Source organism: Corynebacterium argentoratense, from assembly GCF_021491455.1.
GTDB lineage: Bacteria > Actinomycetota > Actinomycetes > Mycobacteriales > Mycobacteriaceae > Corynebacterium > Corynebacterium argentoratense_A.
Window position 1 is genome coordinate 396625 of sequence record NZ_JAKETN010000001.1, and the last position, 13631, is coordinate 410255.

15 protein-coding genes are annotated in these 13631 nt (G+C 58.3%); all 15 read right to left on the reverse strand.

Annotated elements, in window-relative coordinates; translation table 11 throughout:
* Positions 1 to 29: 29 nt before the first annotated feature.
* Positions 30 to 1568 carry a pyruvate kinase gene (gene pyk, locus L1C91_RS01800; RefSeq protein WP_234857719.1) on the reverse strand — a complete coding sequence of 513 codons (1539 nt, stop codon included), beginning with the start codon at positions 1566 to 1568 and terminating at the stop codon, positions 30 to 32.
* Positions 1569 to 1647: 79 nt separating this feature from the next.
* A complete protein-coding gene (lgt, locus tag L1C91_RS01805) occupies positions 1648 to 2535 on the reverse strand; it encodes a prolipoprotein diacylglyceryl transferase (protein ID WP_234857720.1) in 888 nt (295 codons plus the stop codon).
* 6 nt (positions 2536 to 2541) lie between these two features.
* Entirely contained in the window at positions 2542 to 3351 is an 810-nt protein-coding gene (gene trpC / locus L1C91_RS01810; protein WP_234857721.1) for an indole-3-glycerol phosphate synthase TrpC, read from the reverse strand.
* A gap of 98 nt (positions 3352 to 3449) precedes the next feature.
* Positions 3450 to 4088, reverse strand: a complete 639-nt coding sequence (locus tag L1C91_RS01815; protein ID WP_234857722.1) for a TIGR02234 family membrane protein — start codon at positions 4086 to 4088, stop codon at positions 3450 to 3452.
* Positions 4088 to 4492, reverse strand: coding sequence for a phosphoribosyl-AMP cyclohydrolase (gene hisI / locus L1C91_RS01820; RefSeq protein WP_234857723.1), 405 nt, complete (start codon positions 4490 to 4492; stop codon positions 4088 to 4090). The genes L1C91_RS01815 and hisI overlap by 1 nt, the downstream gene beginning before the upstream one ends.
* Entirely contained in the window at positions 4492 to 5268 is a 777-nt protein-coding gene (hisF, locus tag L1C91_RS01825) for an imidazole glycerol phosphate synthase subunit HisF (protein WP_234857724.1), read from the reverse strand. The genes hisI and hisF overlap by 1 nt, the downstream gene beginning before the upstream one ends.
* Before the next feature lie 3 nt (positions 5269 to 5271).
* Positions 5272 to 6051 carry a bifunctional 1-(5-phosphoribosyl)-5-((5-phosphoribosylamino)methylideneamino)imidazole-4-carboxamide isomerase/phosphoribosylanthranilate isomerase PriA gene (priA, locus tag L1C91_RS01830; protein WP_234857725.1) on the reverse strand — a complete coding sequence of 260 codons (780 nt, stop codon included), beginning with the start codon at positions 6049 to 6051 and terminating at the stop codon, positions 5272 to 5274.
* A gap of 52 nt (positions 6052 to 6103) precedes the next feature.
* Positions 6104 to 6739, reverse strand: a complete 636-nt coding sequence (gene hisH / locus L1C91_RS01835; protein WP_234857726.1) for an imidazole glycerol phosphate synthase subunit HisH — start codon at positions 6737 to 6739, stop codon at positions 6104 to 6106.
* 27 nt (positions 6740 to 6766) lie between these two features.
* Positions 6767 to 8215, reverse strand: coding sequence for an MFS transporter (locus tag L1C91_RS01840; RefSeq protein WP_234857727.1), 1449 nt, complete (start codon positions 8213 to 8215; stop codon positions 6767 to 6769).
* A gap of 117 nt (positions 8216 to 8332) precedes the next feature.
* Complete coding sequence (hisB, locus tag L1C91_RS01845) at positions 8333 to 8938, reverse strand: imidazoleglycerol-phosphate dehydratase HisB (protein ID WP_041747047.1); 606 nt, start codon at positions 8936 to 8938, stop codon at positions 8333 to 8335.
* Between the two features lie 30 nt (positions 8939 to 8968).
* On the reverse strand, positions 8969 to 10087 hold the full coding sequence (locus L1C91_RS01850; protein WP_328219572.1) for a histidinol-phosphate transaminase: 1119 nt from the start codon (positions 10085 to 10087) through the stop codon (positions 8969 to 8971).
* 32 nt (positions 10088 to 10119) lie between these two features.
* Positions 10120 to 11448, reverse strand: coding sequence for a histidinol dehydrogenase (gene hisD / locus L1C91_RS01855; protein ID WP_234857860.1), 1329 nt, complete (start codon positions 11446 to 11448; stop codon positions 10120 to 10122).
* Positions 11449 to 11484: 36 nt separating this feature from the next.
* Positions 11485 to 11754, reverse strand: a complete 270-nt coding sequence (gene bsaP / locus L1C91_RS01860; protein WP_020976537.1) for a biotin synthase auxiliary protein BsaP — start codon at positions 11752 to 11754, stop codon at positions 11485 to 11487.
* Positions 11755 to 11773: 19 nt separating this feature from the next.
* Entirely contained in the window at positions 11774 to 12811 is a 1038-nt protein-coding gene (gene bioB, locus L1C91_RS01865; protein ID WP_046204075.1) for a biotin synthase BioB, read from the reverse strand.
* Between the two features lie 137 nt (positions 12812 to 12948).
* Positions 12949 to 13626 (reverse strand): hypothetical protein, encoded by a 678-nt coding sequence (locus L1C91_RS01870; RefSeq protein ID WP_234857728.1) that lies wholly within the window; start codon positions 13624 to 13626, stop codon positions 12949 to 12951.
* Between the last annotated feature and the right edge of the window lie 5 nt (positions 13627 to 13631).

The following is a 13631-nucleotide window of genomic DNA, read 5'->3' on the forward strand; positions in this document are numbered from 1 at the left end:
GAGCGCTTATTCGTATGAACCCTAAGAAACTACTTCTTCTTTAGCTTGCTGACAGTCTTTTCGACTTTTGCCTCCACAGCATCAACCGCAGCGGCGACGCCCTCCTTGACATCTGCAGCAAGGTTTTCAGCCGAGTTCCGCTTAGCGGACATGAGCTTGGTGGTCTCGCCCAGTGCATGCACCTGGATCATGTTGGTGTTGCCTTCAACTCCGGGAGGAGAACCAGCACACACAACCATCGTGTCGCCCTCGGCGTATTCCGGCATCGACAACAGCTGAGTGTCAACCTGCAGCATCATGTCGTCGGTGTCCTCGACCGGATCAGTGAGGAAGGTCTGGGCGCCCCACGTCAACGCCAACTGCGAACGCACATGCTGATTCGGAGTGAATACCAGCAGCGGCAGGTTGCAGTGCAGGCGCGCCAAGCGCTTTGCGGTGTCACCCGAGGTGGTGAATGCCACCAAGGCGCGAGCGTTCAAACGCACGGCAATGTCGCGAGCGGAATAGGACACAACGCCACGCTTGGTACGAGGGATGTGGGTCAGCGGAGGCACAGAGCCATCCTGCTCTGCGCGAGCAACGATGCGGCTCATGGTGCGCACCACGTTCTGCGGGTCTTTACCCACCGAGGTCTCGCCAGACAGCATCACAGCGTCCGCACCATCCAACACAGCGTTAGCCACGTCGGAGGCTTCTGCACGAGTGGGGCGAGAATTCTCGATCATCGAATCGAGCATCTGGGTTGCGACAATGACCGGCTTAGCGTTCTCGCGAGCGATTTGAATTGCGCGCTTTTGCACCAGCGGCACGTCTTCCAAAGCGACCTCAACGCCAAGGTCACCACGGGCAATCATCACAGCATCAAACGCCAAAATGATGGATTCTAGAGCATCAACGGCCTCGGGCTTTTCCAGCTTCGCGATCACCGGAACACGGCGCTTTTCCTCATCCATGATGGCATGGACCAAGTCCACATCCGCAGGGGAACGGACGAAGGACAAAGCAATAAAGTCCACACCCAGCTTGAGTGCGAAGCGTAGGTCAGCAATGTCTTTTTCAGACAGTGCCGGAACCGAAATGTCCATACCGGGCAGCGACACGCCCTTGTTGTTGGACACGGGGCCGCCTTCGACGACCTCACACACGACGTCATTGCCTTCGACGCGCAAGCAGACGAGGCCTACCTTGCCGTCATCGACCAAGAGGCGGTCACCAGGTTTGGCGTCTTTCGCCAAACCCTTGTAAGTGGTGGACACTCGGTCGTGGGTGCCGGGTACATCGTCAACGGTGATGCGCACGACCTCACCGTCAGCCCAATAGGTGCTGCCTTCTTCGAAACGACCCAAGCGGATCTTCGGGCCCTGCAAATCAGCCAACACGCCGATGGCGCGGCCAGTCTTGTCAGTGGCCTCACGGACCCAGTCGTAATTTTTCTGGTGGTCGGCGTAGTCACCATGCGAGAAATTCAGGCGGGCAACGTCCATGCCGGCCTCGGCCAAGCCGAGGATGCCTTCAGCGCTGGCGACTGCGGGGCCAAGCGTACATACAATCTTCGTTCGTCTATCCACGACCACCACCTTAGCCCCGTTAGAGTCAACCGCGCACAGTTGGCGATCACCGTCACATATCTATCGCTCGGTGACAGCCTTATCCTCTTGCATCGTCCGAAGTACGTTGGTTCGCTTCCTGAAGTACACGTGCCCGCATCGCGCTCCCCCGAAGCAGAAAGAAGGCCACAGCACACAAGAGAACAATGGAATACATCACGGTGTTGACTCTTAGCCCCATGATGTGGTTCGCGGGGTCAGAACGCATCGATTCCACCCACAGCCGCGACACCGAATAACCCACGGCATACAGTGCGAACAAGCGCCCTCCAGTGAGCGAAAAGCGGCGATCAGCCCACACCAAAATCGCAGCAACCGCGAGGCTACACAGCCCCTCGTATAGGAAGGTCGGGTGAACCACCGTCAAGACTTCACCCGTTGAGTGCCCAGACAATGGCGCGTAATGGCCGGTGTCATCCACCCGGCGGTAAATCTCAAGCCCCCACGGCACCGTGGTCTCCCGCCCATACAGCTCTTGGTTAAACCAGTTACCCAGGCGACCAATGGCCTGAGCTACAGCGATGGTCGGAGCAACAGCATCAGCAAACGTAGCGAAAGATAGACTCAGCCTGCGGAACCTCAACCACACCGCAACCGTGGCTAAGGAGATCGCCCCAAGAATGCCTAAGCCCCCCTCGGTCAGGTTAAACACCCTCAGCGGCTGGCAATCGGAGCAGAAATAAGAATCCCACTGGGTCAGCACATGGTATGCGCGGCCACCAATAAGCCCGAAAATAATCACGTACACTGCAGCATCCATAACGACCTCGGGATCGCCCCCACGTGCGACATAACGTTTGCGGCTCCACAGGATCGCCACGATGACACCAGTCATGATGCACAGTGCATACGCACGAATAGGAATCGGGCCTAGGTGCCACACACCCTGTGGCGGTGAAGGAATGGCTGCGAAAAGTTCTTGGGTCACATCGAGCTAGTCTACCGAGGGGCAACACGGGTGTGCCCCTGCCGCAGACAACTGACGCACCAAAGTGGATGGGACCTGCGCGGTCACCAGCTCCGTGCCCACAACCACAGCATCTGCGCCTGCCCCCGCATAGGTCAGCAAATCAGCTGCCGAGCGGACACCGGACAGAGCAATTTTGACCACGTCATCGGGCAAACCCGGCGCAATATCGATAAAGGCCTCGCGGTTAAGTGTCAACGATGCAAGGTTGCGGGCATTAACCCCAATAACCCTCGCGCCAGCGTGCATGGCTCGCGTGGCTTCCTCTGCGTTTTGTACTTCCACCAGCGCCACCATCGATAGGGAATGCACCCGGTCAATCAACGCAGACAGCTGGGCAGGTTGCAACAGGCCGACGTGCAGCGGAATCATGTCAGCGCCATAAAAACGTGCCTCGTGGATCTGGTAGGGATCGATGATGAAATCTCTACACATCACGGGAACGCTCACCGCGTCAGCCACTGCTTTCAAATCGTCCAGAGAACCTTGGAAACGGCGGCTTTCTGTCTGGCAACCGACCATCCACGCACCACCAAGCTCGAACTGGTGGGCCAGCTCCGCAACAGAACTAATCGGCGGCAAAGGGCCCAATGTCGGCGACGCGCGCTTGATTTCAGCGATCACACCGCATCCAGGCTGACGCAACACCCCCATGACGTCGCGGGGCGGACGCACCGACTGCGACAATTCCTTCATGCGATCCATGGGCACGCGGGCGCGACGTTGCTCGACGTCCTGTTTGACGCCGCGCACAATCTGCTCGAACACCGTAGCCATTAATCGCTCAAATCTGTCGTGTTGCTCACTACACCTTGAAACTACACCACACAGCCATGAGACAAAAGTCACCCAACTCCCGCTTGTGTGATAGCTACTCAGTTATCGCGGGTGGGGTCAATATCGGCGTCGAGTGCATCCCACAGCGCACGGCTAGCATCATCATCCTCAGCCTCCGCCACATCCGTGGATCTATAAGCAGCACGCTCATAACGATCACCAGAGGCGACCACACCAGGCCGCAGAGCAACGACCACACCCGAAACCACAGCCAACGCACACCCCAACAACGCAACAACCGGGCCCCACACTTGCGGCTCGACCGACACAATATCGGCCCACTGGCTGATGTGATTGACCCGATCAGCAGACTCCGCAGGACCCCCAACCGAGGCATCAGCCACCGTCAACAACGAACGCACACGCGAAGCGTCCGGCTCACCAGTCAACAACCCCAGCGCCTGCCAACTAGCCCCAGCACCGGCCAATGCACCAATCACACCAGCCACGCGCCGCCCCACCGGCCGAAGCGCCAGCGCAGCAACAGCGCACACAAACAATAACAACGCCACAGCCACAAGCTCACTCGACCACAGCGACCCCACCACAACACTCGTCTTATCCCCAGACTTATCGTCCACAGACTCAACAACAATCCACGTCATGCGGGAAGCAACCCACACCACCACGCCAGCAACCGCAAGAAAAATAGCGGCAGCAACCCTACGCGACGTCATTAGTGATCAGCCTCCCCGAGCAAAGGCAACACCTCAAAGCAACTGCGCGCACCCGTATGGCACGCAGCGCCCGTCTGAACAACCCGCATCAACAATGTGTCGCCGTCACAATCCGCATCAATAGAGACCACAGACTGCACATGGCCACTGGTCAAACCCTTAATCCAATACTCATTACGCGAACGGGAAAAATACGTCCCCCGACGCGAACACAACGAATACGCCAAGGCATGCGCATCCATCCACGCCAACATCAACACACGACCGGACTCAGCATCCTGAACCACAACCGGAATCAAGCCAGCATCATTGAAACGCAGCTTACTGGCTGCCTCCGCACCAATGGCACGCACCAAATCAGCATCCTCGGGACACTGCGGGCAATACGACTGATCCACCAACATTACCCACGCACCTCGTAACCCGAAGCCTCAATATCACGCTTGCACTCCCCGATTGAGACCTCACCAAAGTGGAAAATCGACGCAGCCAACACCGCATCCGCACCCGCAGCCACCGCAGGCGAACAATGCTGCGCACGCCCCGCCCCACCGCTAGCAATCACAGGAACAGAAACAACCTCACGCACCTTAGAAATCAGCTCCAAATCGAAGCCATCCTTGGTGCCATCACCATCCATCGAATTAAGCAGGATCTCCCCCACACCAAGCTCCTCGCCACGGCGCGCCCACTCAACCGCATCAATACCAGCCGAACGCGAACCGCCATGAGTCGTCACCTCAAAACCCGACGGCTGCGGCACCCCACCTTCCGGGACACGACGAGCATCCACACTCAACACAATGCACTGGGCACCAAAACGCTCACTCAACTCGCGCAACAACTCCGGCCGCGCAATAGCCGCCGTATTCACACTGACCTTATCCGCACCCGCACGTAGCAACTGATCAACATCATCAGCAGTACGCACACCCCCACCAACAGTCAAAGGAATAAACACCTGCTCCGCAGTACGCCGCACCACATCCAACATCGTGCCCCGGCCAGCCTTCGACGCAGACACATCCAAAAACGTCAGCTCATCAGCCCCCTCGGCGTCATAACGCGCAGCCAACTCGACAGGATCACCAGCATCACGCAAATTATCAAAATTCACGCCCTTGACAACGCGACCATTGTCCACATCCAAACAAGGAATCACCCGAACTGCAATACCCACGGGTTACACACCTTCCTTCGAGTCGCCATCAACACCCGCTGCAGACTGTGCAGCCACAGCCTCCAGAGCCTCGCTGAGCGTAAAACGATCCTCGTACAGTGCCTTGCCGATGATGCACGAATCGATCCCCTCATGCGCATAAGCCGCAATATCGACCACATCCTGCAAACAGCTAATCCCACCTGAAGCAACCACCGGCGCATCCGTCGCAGCAGCAACATCACGCAGCAACTCAATATTCGGGCCACTCAGCGTGCCATCCTTCGACACATCCGTCACCACAAAACGCGCACACCCCTGCGCATCAAGCCGCTCCAACACCTCCCACAAATCCCCACCATCAGACACCCAGCCATTGCCCTTCGTACGCCACTGACCGTCCTCCAAACGCACAGCCAAATCCACAGCGACCTTATCCCCATAGCGGGCAATCACATCCGCGATCCACTCCGGCTTCTGCAAAGCCGCCGTGCCAATATTGACGCGGCGCGCACCAGTAGACAACGCGCGCTCCAAGGACTCATCATCGCGGATACCGCCGGTGAGCTCCACATCAATATCGAGTGCGCCGACAACCTCCCGCATCATCTCATGGTTAGAGCCGTAACCAAACGCGGCGTCAAGATCCACAAAATGCAGCCACTGCGCACCCTGCTCCTGCCAACGCAACGCCTGCTCCAAAGGGGAACCGTAGACCTTCTCGCTACCGGACTCGCCCTGGTGCAAACGGACTGCTTGACCATCGACAACATCAACGGCAGGAAGCAAAGTAAAAGCAGACATGTATCAAGACCTAATTTCTTCTAAATTCAACAACGTGCCACTGCCCGAGCGGCTACAGCGTATCCAACCAGTTTTTCAGCAGCTGAGCGCCAGCATCACCCGACTTTTCCGGGTGGAACTGCGCCGCCCACAACGGGCCATTTTCCACCGCCGCCACATAACGGCAAGCATCCTGCTGAGTCCACGTAACCAACGGGGGCGTGGTCAAACCATCATCCTTAAACGTCCAGTCCATCACCCCGTAAGAGTGCACGAAATAAAAACGCTCCGACGGCTCCAAGCCCGCGAACATTTGGGATCCCTCCGGAGCCTCCACGGTGTTCCACCCCATCACCGGAACAACCTCCGTGGTGAGCTTTTCCACAACACCCGGCCACTGCCCGCACCCCTGCGCAACGGTGCCGTGCTCTACCCCCCGTTCAAACATGATCTGCAGCCCCACACAGATACCGAAGACGGGACGACTGCCTGCCAGACGCTCCCCAATCATGCGGTCACCTTTGACAGACTTTAGCCCCTGCATACACGCCGCATACGCCCCCACACCGGGCACCAACAAACCGTCAGCTGCAAGCACAACCTGAGGGTCATGCGTCACCTCAACCTCGGCGCCCACCCTCTCGAGGGCACGATGAGCGGAACGAATATTGCCCGAGCCGTAGTCCAATAAAGCGACGCGTTTAGCCATAGGTGCCATGATACGGCACCGTTAATTTTAAGTATCAGACGGACTATCGCTGGCACCGCGTTGCTTAGCATTGGGGTTGGTGCGCAGGGGCTTCACAATAGGCTTAATCGGCTTAACCGTCGCACGAGCGGCAGCTTTACCTGCAGCTTTGCTGACGCGTCCGACTTTTTTAGCACCATGGTAGGTTGCTCTAGCCATCGGGACCCGGCGAAGGTGCGCACGAGTGTTGTGGTACTCGGCAATACGGTGCTTACCAGCGATCGAATCAGCAATGACCAACGACAGTCCGATACCAACCAATGACGCCGCGACGAAAAAGGCACCGTCGTATGCCAAGCGTGCCGCGACGAAACCAAGCACCACCGATCCCAGGCCAGTGCCCGAGTCGAAAGAAATGTTCCACATGGCCGAAGCATCAGACACGCGCTCACGAGGAAGGCGAGCAAACATCATCAACAGTGCCTCGTTTTGTGCCGCGCCAAAACCGAGCCCGAAGGACAAGGCAGCCACGAGCATCAGCCACGCGTTCCAATCAGCGAAAACGACCAGCGCGACAAGCAACAAACCGAGGACACCGAGCAGCAAGGAGGGAATCATCAACAACCCAGCCTGGCCCTTACGATCGGCATACATACCCGCCGCGTAGCGGGAGACCATCTGAGCACCACCAACGATGGCCAGCACGACGCCACCGATCAACGCGCCCTTGGCCGGGTCGAGGTCGCGCACCGCCGCCGGAAGGAAAGAGTTCAGGGCACCAAAGCCCATGGCGATGCCGCACATAGCGATTGCGGGCACGGTGATGAGCTTCCACGTCGCGACAGCGGGAACACCCTCCAGGCGAGTATCGCCCTCTTTACGCTGCGCCTTCGGTGCGGCCTTGAGCCGCGGCAGTCGTGAACACACCACAGCACCGACAACTGCAATCGCCGCGGTGATGCCATACACGAGGTTGAATCCGAAGTGCTTTGCAAGGTTAAGCCCTAGAGGCAGCACAAACATTTCCACGAGCCCAATGACAAGGCCCAATGCGCCGGAAGCTTTGCCAAGGAACTTCAGCGGTACGAGCTCTGCGATAAGTGCAGCCTGGGCGACCGTGAGCGCACCGAAACCAATGCCACGGATGGCAGACACCGCCAGCACGGGAACAGGCGCGATTGACACCATGTAGGCCAAGGCAGGAACACCCAAGGTGGCAGCTGAAAAAACCATCACCGGTGTGTACCCGATGGTGCGCAACGCACGCGGGGTAAACATCTGAGTGATGACGGTAAAAAGCATGAAGATGCCGGTGGTGGCACCCGCTAGCGTTTTGGATCCCCCACTTTCGATAACCGCCAGAGGCAGGGTGGGCAACAGCATTGTCCACGAACCGAATGCAGTGGCCACAGCGATGAGCGTGCCGATTAGCCCCGGGCTCTTCCACATGTTGTCAATTTGTTCGAGTTGATCACGCGAAAGAGCCTCGTGTGCCACTTACGTCATCGCTCCTATCATCCACATCGTGCTCGCGACGATCGCCGACTTTATGAGTTATTTAGCTCGTGCAAGGCTAGCAAATCAACGATGTGTAATGCCACCTCACCCCCTGTTTTAGAGGGTGCCTTTAGTGGAGGGCACGCCCTCGACCCGGGGGTCATCTTCGGTAGCAGCCCGCAATGCACGAGCTACAGCCTTGTACTCGGCTTCGGTGATGTGGTGAGGATCGCGGCCATAATGACAGCGCACGTGCAGCGCAATCTTCGCGTTAAAGGCCAGGGTTTCGAAAAAGTGATGGTTGATGACCGTCGCGTAGTGCCCGCCGATCACACTGGTGATCATGTAGTCGGGTTCGCCGTTGATCACACAGTACGGGCGACCAGACACATCAACGATGGCTTCACACAGAGTTTCATCCATCGGAATCTGACAGGAGGCGAACCGACGGATCCCCTTCTTGTCCCCCAGTGCTTGGGCGAAAGCTTGGCCCAGCACAATACCGGTGTCTTCAACCGTGTGGTGAGCATCCACATCGGTATCACCGCTGGCTTGAACAGTTAAGTCAAAGGAACCATGCTGGCCGAAAGCAGTCAACATGTGGTCGAAAAACGGCAAGCCTGTGTCGATGGTGGTTACGCCAGTACCGTCGAGGTTAATCTCGACAACAATCGAGGATTCTTTGGTAGTGCGCTCGATACGCGCTACGCGAGGGGTGCTCATGATGGTGCCTTTCACAGCAAACTGTAGATGCTAGCTATTTTCTTTGATGATCTCTTGCGCAGCCCGTAGGAAGGCGTCGTTTTCCTCTGGCAGGCCGATTGTCGCGCGCAGGTATCCTTCCACGCCGACGTCGCGGATGAGGACGCCCCGGTCAAGAAACTGCTGCCACGCCGACGCGGCGTCATCAAACAATCCGAAAAAGACAAAATTCGATGCGCTGGGAACAAGCGAATACCCCATCGCCGTCAAAGCCTCAGAAACACGATCGCGTTCCTTAGCCAACGTCGCCACAGTAGCCAAAGTATCCTCGCTATGACGCAACGCAACAATCGCCGCAAGCTGGGACAATGAGGACAGGTGGTAGGGCAAACGCACGAGCAACACAGCCTCAACGAACGCCGGGCTCGCAACGAAATAGCCCAGCCGACCGCCCGCGAAGTCAAACGCTTTACTCATGGTGCGCGAAACAACCAGCTTGGCTGGGTAGCGCTCGATGAGCGTGACAGCAGAAGGCCCATCGGAGAACTCGGCATAGGCTTCGTCGACAATGACGATGCCGGGGCTAGCCTGCACGATGCGTTCAATATCCTCAAGCGACGTCACATCACCCGTAGGATTGTTCGGGGTCGTAACAAAAACGACGTCCGGGTGCGAATCCGCAATCGCCTGGAGTGCAGCATCCATATCGATGCGCATATCCTCACCCCGAGGGCAGGACACAAATTCCGTGTGAGTGCCCTTACTAAGCAAGGGGTGCATCGAATAACTAGGGGTGAAACCCAACGCCCGGCGCCCGGGGCCGCCAAAGGCCTGGAGCAGCTGATGCAGCACCTCATTAGACCCATTAGCCGCCCAGACGTTGTCCACAGTGACATCCACGCCCGTTGCCCGGGAAATGTAGCGTGCGAGTTCCGTACGCAACTCCACGGCATCACGCTCGGGGTAGCGGTTGAGATCGGACGCGACCGAGCGAACCCGGGCGATAAAATCTTCCACCAAAGCGTCCGATGGCGGATAGGGATTTTCGTTAGTATTCAGTCGCACGTCCACGTGCAATTGAGGAGCGCCATAGGCTTTATCCCCACGCAGCTCGTCGCGAAGAGGCAGATCCTCCATACGCGTGGACTGGGCCAACGCAACTTGGTTGATAGGCGACTCAGGTGAACTAGACACGGACTCACTCAATTCTTTGTAGGAAGCTGCTCGAAACGGGCCCGGATGGCCTCGCCATGAGCCGGAAGGTCTTCGGCATCCGCCAAAGCCACCACGACGTCAGAAATTTCCTTCAACGCAGCCTCGTCATAGTCGATAAGGTGCACTGCTTTGAGGAACGTATGCGTCGACAAACCGGAACTATGGCGGGCAGTACCCGACGTTGGCAACACATGGTTGGATCCGGCGGAGTAATCACCCAACGGAACCGGCGAAAACTCGCCAACAAAAATGGCACCCGCATTACGAACTGACTCCGCAACCTGGCGGGCATCCCGAGTGTGGATCTCGAGGTGTTCGGCGGCATAGGCATCGACAACGCGCACACCTGCATCAATGTCGTCAACCAACACGATGCCCGACTGCTGGCCCGTGAGAGCCTGCTTCACACGATCAGCATTGCGCGTAATCGAGTAGCGAGCGGAAATTTCCGCATCCACAGCGCGCGCAAGCTCCTCAGAGTCGGTGACCAGCACGCTAGCAGCCATTACGTCGTGCTCCGCCTGACTGATGAGGTCATAGGCCACCCGCACCGGGTCTGCTGTGTCATCGGCCAAAATCGCAATCTCCGTGGGGCCGGCCTCCGAGTCGATCCCCACAACCGAACGGCACAGGCGCTTGGCCGCAGTGACAAAAATATTGCCCGGTCCGGTGATCATATCCACCGGAACCAACGCCTCGGAGGACTCTTCGTCACCATAAGCCAGAAGCGCGATAGCTTGGGCGCCACCAACCGCCCAGACCTCATCAATCCCGAGCATGCCACACGCTGCGAGGATAGTCGGGTGGGGCCAACCACCATGCTCAGCCTGCGGAGGAGAAGCAACAACCATGCCCTCCACCCCAGCAGCCTGGGCAGGAACCACATTCATAATGACCGAACTCGGGTAAACCGCATTACCGCCGGGCACATACAGCCCCACGCGCTCAACCGCGATGAACTTCTCAGTCACGGTCGCACCAGGGGCCAGCTCAGTGGTGTGGTCCTTCGGCCGCTGGGCCTCGTGAACCGTACGCACTCGAGCGATTGATTCTTCTAGAGCCTCCCGCACGTGCTGTGACAGGCCAGCAACCGCGGCGTCAATAATTTCCTGAGGAACACGCACAGACTTCGGCCGCACATGATCGAAACGCTCACCGTAATCCAGCGCTACGGAAGCGCCCCCCTCGCGGATTTCGGTCACGATGGGGGCAACAACGCCTAAGACACTATCGACATCAGTACCACCGCGCGGCAAGGTCCGCCGCAGGGCGCTTAAGGTCGGAGTCTGTCCACGGAGGTCAATAACATTGAGCAAGCTCGACATGGGGACAATTCTAGACCGTGGGGTCTGTCAACGCTGACCCAGGTAGGCAGAATCAACCTCACCGTGGCGAGAGCAGCGCGCTTCCCAACCATCCGGGCGGATCTGAACCACCATCCTTCGGCCACAGAGCTGGCAGAACCGTGGGGCCTCTAAACCAGCACGGGCCGACGGTGAGAGCGTAATCTCTACGCCCTCCGCGATCTCTTGCCCCGTATTGGGGTGAAATACCGGCGCATCACCAGAGACGATGGCTGCAAGAAGCTCATCACTGGCGAGGCGCCGCTGGGAACGTTCCATGATCGACTAGTGCCTCCTGCTACACCGTGGCGTTGAGCGCCTTGATGGGAAGGCGCAGCTTGCCCATCATGTCCAAATCCTGCTCCTGAGGGCGGCCCAAAGTGGTCAGGTAGTTTCCGACGATAATCGCGTTGATACCACCCAACAGGCCCTTTTCGGCACCCAGATCACCCAACGTGAGCTCGCGACCGCCGGCAAAACGCAGCATGGTCTTCGGCAGAGCAAGACGGAAAGCACCAATAGCACGCAAGGCATCCGAGGACTCCATCACCGGGTAATCCGCGAATGGGGTACCGGGGCGCGGATCGAGGAAGTTCATCGGCACTTCGGTGGGATCCAAAGCGGCGAGATCCGAGGCGAACTCCGCACGCTGCTCCAAGGTCTCCCCCATACCGAGGATGCCACCCGAGCACACCTCCATGCCGGCTTCCTTCACCATCCGCAAAGTTTCGCGACGAGACTCCCAGGTGTGGGTGGTGACCACGTTCGGGAAGTAGGAGCGCGCAGTCTCCAGGTTGTGGTTGTAGCGGTGCACACCCGCTGCGGCGAGGCGGTCGACCTGCTCCTGGGTGAGGATGCCAATGGATGCGGCTACCTCGATGTCTACCTCGGCCTTAATTGCTGCGACCGCCTGCTCTAGCTGGGAAAGAAGGCGCTCGTCCGGGCCCTTCACCGCGGCAACAATACAGAATTCAGTTGCGCCGGACTTTGCGGTCTGCTTTGCTGCCTCAACAAGAGCGGGGATATCCAACCATGCGGAACGCACGGGAGATTCAAACAGACCCGACTGGGAGCAGAAGTGGCAGTCCTCTGGGCAACCGCCAGTCTTGAGGGAGATGATGCCTTCCATCTCGACCTCTTCGCCGCACCACTTCAGACGGACTTCATGCGCCAGGCCAAGGAGCTCCTCGAGTCGGTCATCAGGAAGCTGGAGAACCCGAAGGGTCTCTTCCTTATCCAGGCCCACTCCCCTGCCGAGAACTTTCTCGCGGGCAATGTCGAGGATGTCGGCCTCGGATGAGTGGGCTAAGGGCTGTTCGGTGGTGGGGGTGCTCATACGTTCTCCAAAGTGTTGTCCGTTGGCTGGAGCGCAAACTGTGCGATAGTTCACGCCATGTGTTAGCAAGCACAACCATACACGGCTAATTAAACACCGTTCAACACGACGCGCAGCCCGACATCACCGGCCACCGGCTACATGTCGTTGCCGCACATCTTCCAGCCACCCTCATTGTGGAAACGCATCACAGCAGTCACCGGCTCTTGGCCTTCGGACACGGTGGTCACGGTCGCAGACGCGATGTCACCGTCAACCTGCAGATTGTCGACCGCAGACACGTGGGCCGGGCGGAAATCAGGTAGCGCAGCTAGAGGCGCATCAAGCGCCATCGCAACCTGAGGATCGCTGGGGAAGAAGGCCCCACGGCCACCGTTAGCGTCGATCAGAGACTGGCAGGTGCTATCAGCGGTACGCTCGAGCACCTCGCGCGGGGTACGCCCCTGCGCAATGTTGTTCAGCATGTCAGTGATCTGCTGACGTTCTTCAGGGGTTCCCGGACGGCCGGTATTGACCGGTTTAGCCTGGATCGGGGCAAGCGGATTGATCTGGTCCGTGGGGGCAGGCGCGGGGGGCTGTCCTGCCGGTGACTGCTCGGCTGGCGCCTTCTCCTCAGGCTTCTTTTCTTCCTCTTTAGGCACCTCAGTAGAGGTAGGAGTAGTGCTGGTGGAGGTTGTGGAGGTCGTCGTGGTCGTCGTCGAGGTGGTTTGCGACGATGCCTCATCTTCCTTATCGCCGCCGCAAGCTACAAGACCAAAAGGAATGCAGAGGGCGGTAGCCAAACTCAGGGTGCGTGTCGCAAAAGTGCGATTCATGAATA

Excerpts from the sequence above, each read along its gene's own strand:
- trpC (WP_234857721.1), bottom strand. The coding sequence starts at position 3,351 with ATGGCTACGGTGTTCGAGCAGATTGTGCGCGGCGTCAAACAGGACGTC.
- L1C91_RS01815 (WP_234857722.1), bottom strand. The coding sequence starts at position 4,088 with ATGACGTCGCGTAGGGTTGCTGCCGCTATTTTTCTTGCGGTTGCTGGC.
- hisI (WP_234857723.1), bottom strand. The coding sequence starts at position 4,492 with ATGTTGGTGGATCAGTCGTATTGCCCGCAGTGTCCCGAGGATGCTGAT.
- priA (WP_234857725.1), bottom strand. The coding sequence starts at position 6,051 with ATGTCTGCTTTTACTTTGCTTCCTGCCGTTGATGTTGTCGATGGTCAA.
- hisH (WP_234857726.1), bottom strand. The coding sequence starts at position 6,739 with ATGGCTAAACGCGTCGCTTTATTGGACTACGGCTCGGGCAATATTCGT.
- hisB (WP_041747047.1), bottom strand. The coding sequence starts at position 8,938 with ATGAGCACCCCTCGCGTAGCGCGTATCGAGCGCACTACCAAAGAATCC.
- bsaP (WP_020976537.1), bottom strand. The coding sequence starts at position 11,754 with ATGGAACGTTCCCAGCGGCGCCTCGCCAGTGATGAGCTTCTTGCAGCC.
- bioB (WP_046204075.1), bottom strand. The coding sequence starts at position 12,811 with ATGAGCACCCCCACCACCGAACAGCCCTTAGCCCACTCATCCGAGGCC.
- L1C91_RS01870 (WP_234857728.1), bottom strand. The coding sequence starts at position 13,626 with ATGAATCGCACTTTTGCGACACGCACCCTGAGTTTGGCTACCGCCCTC.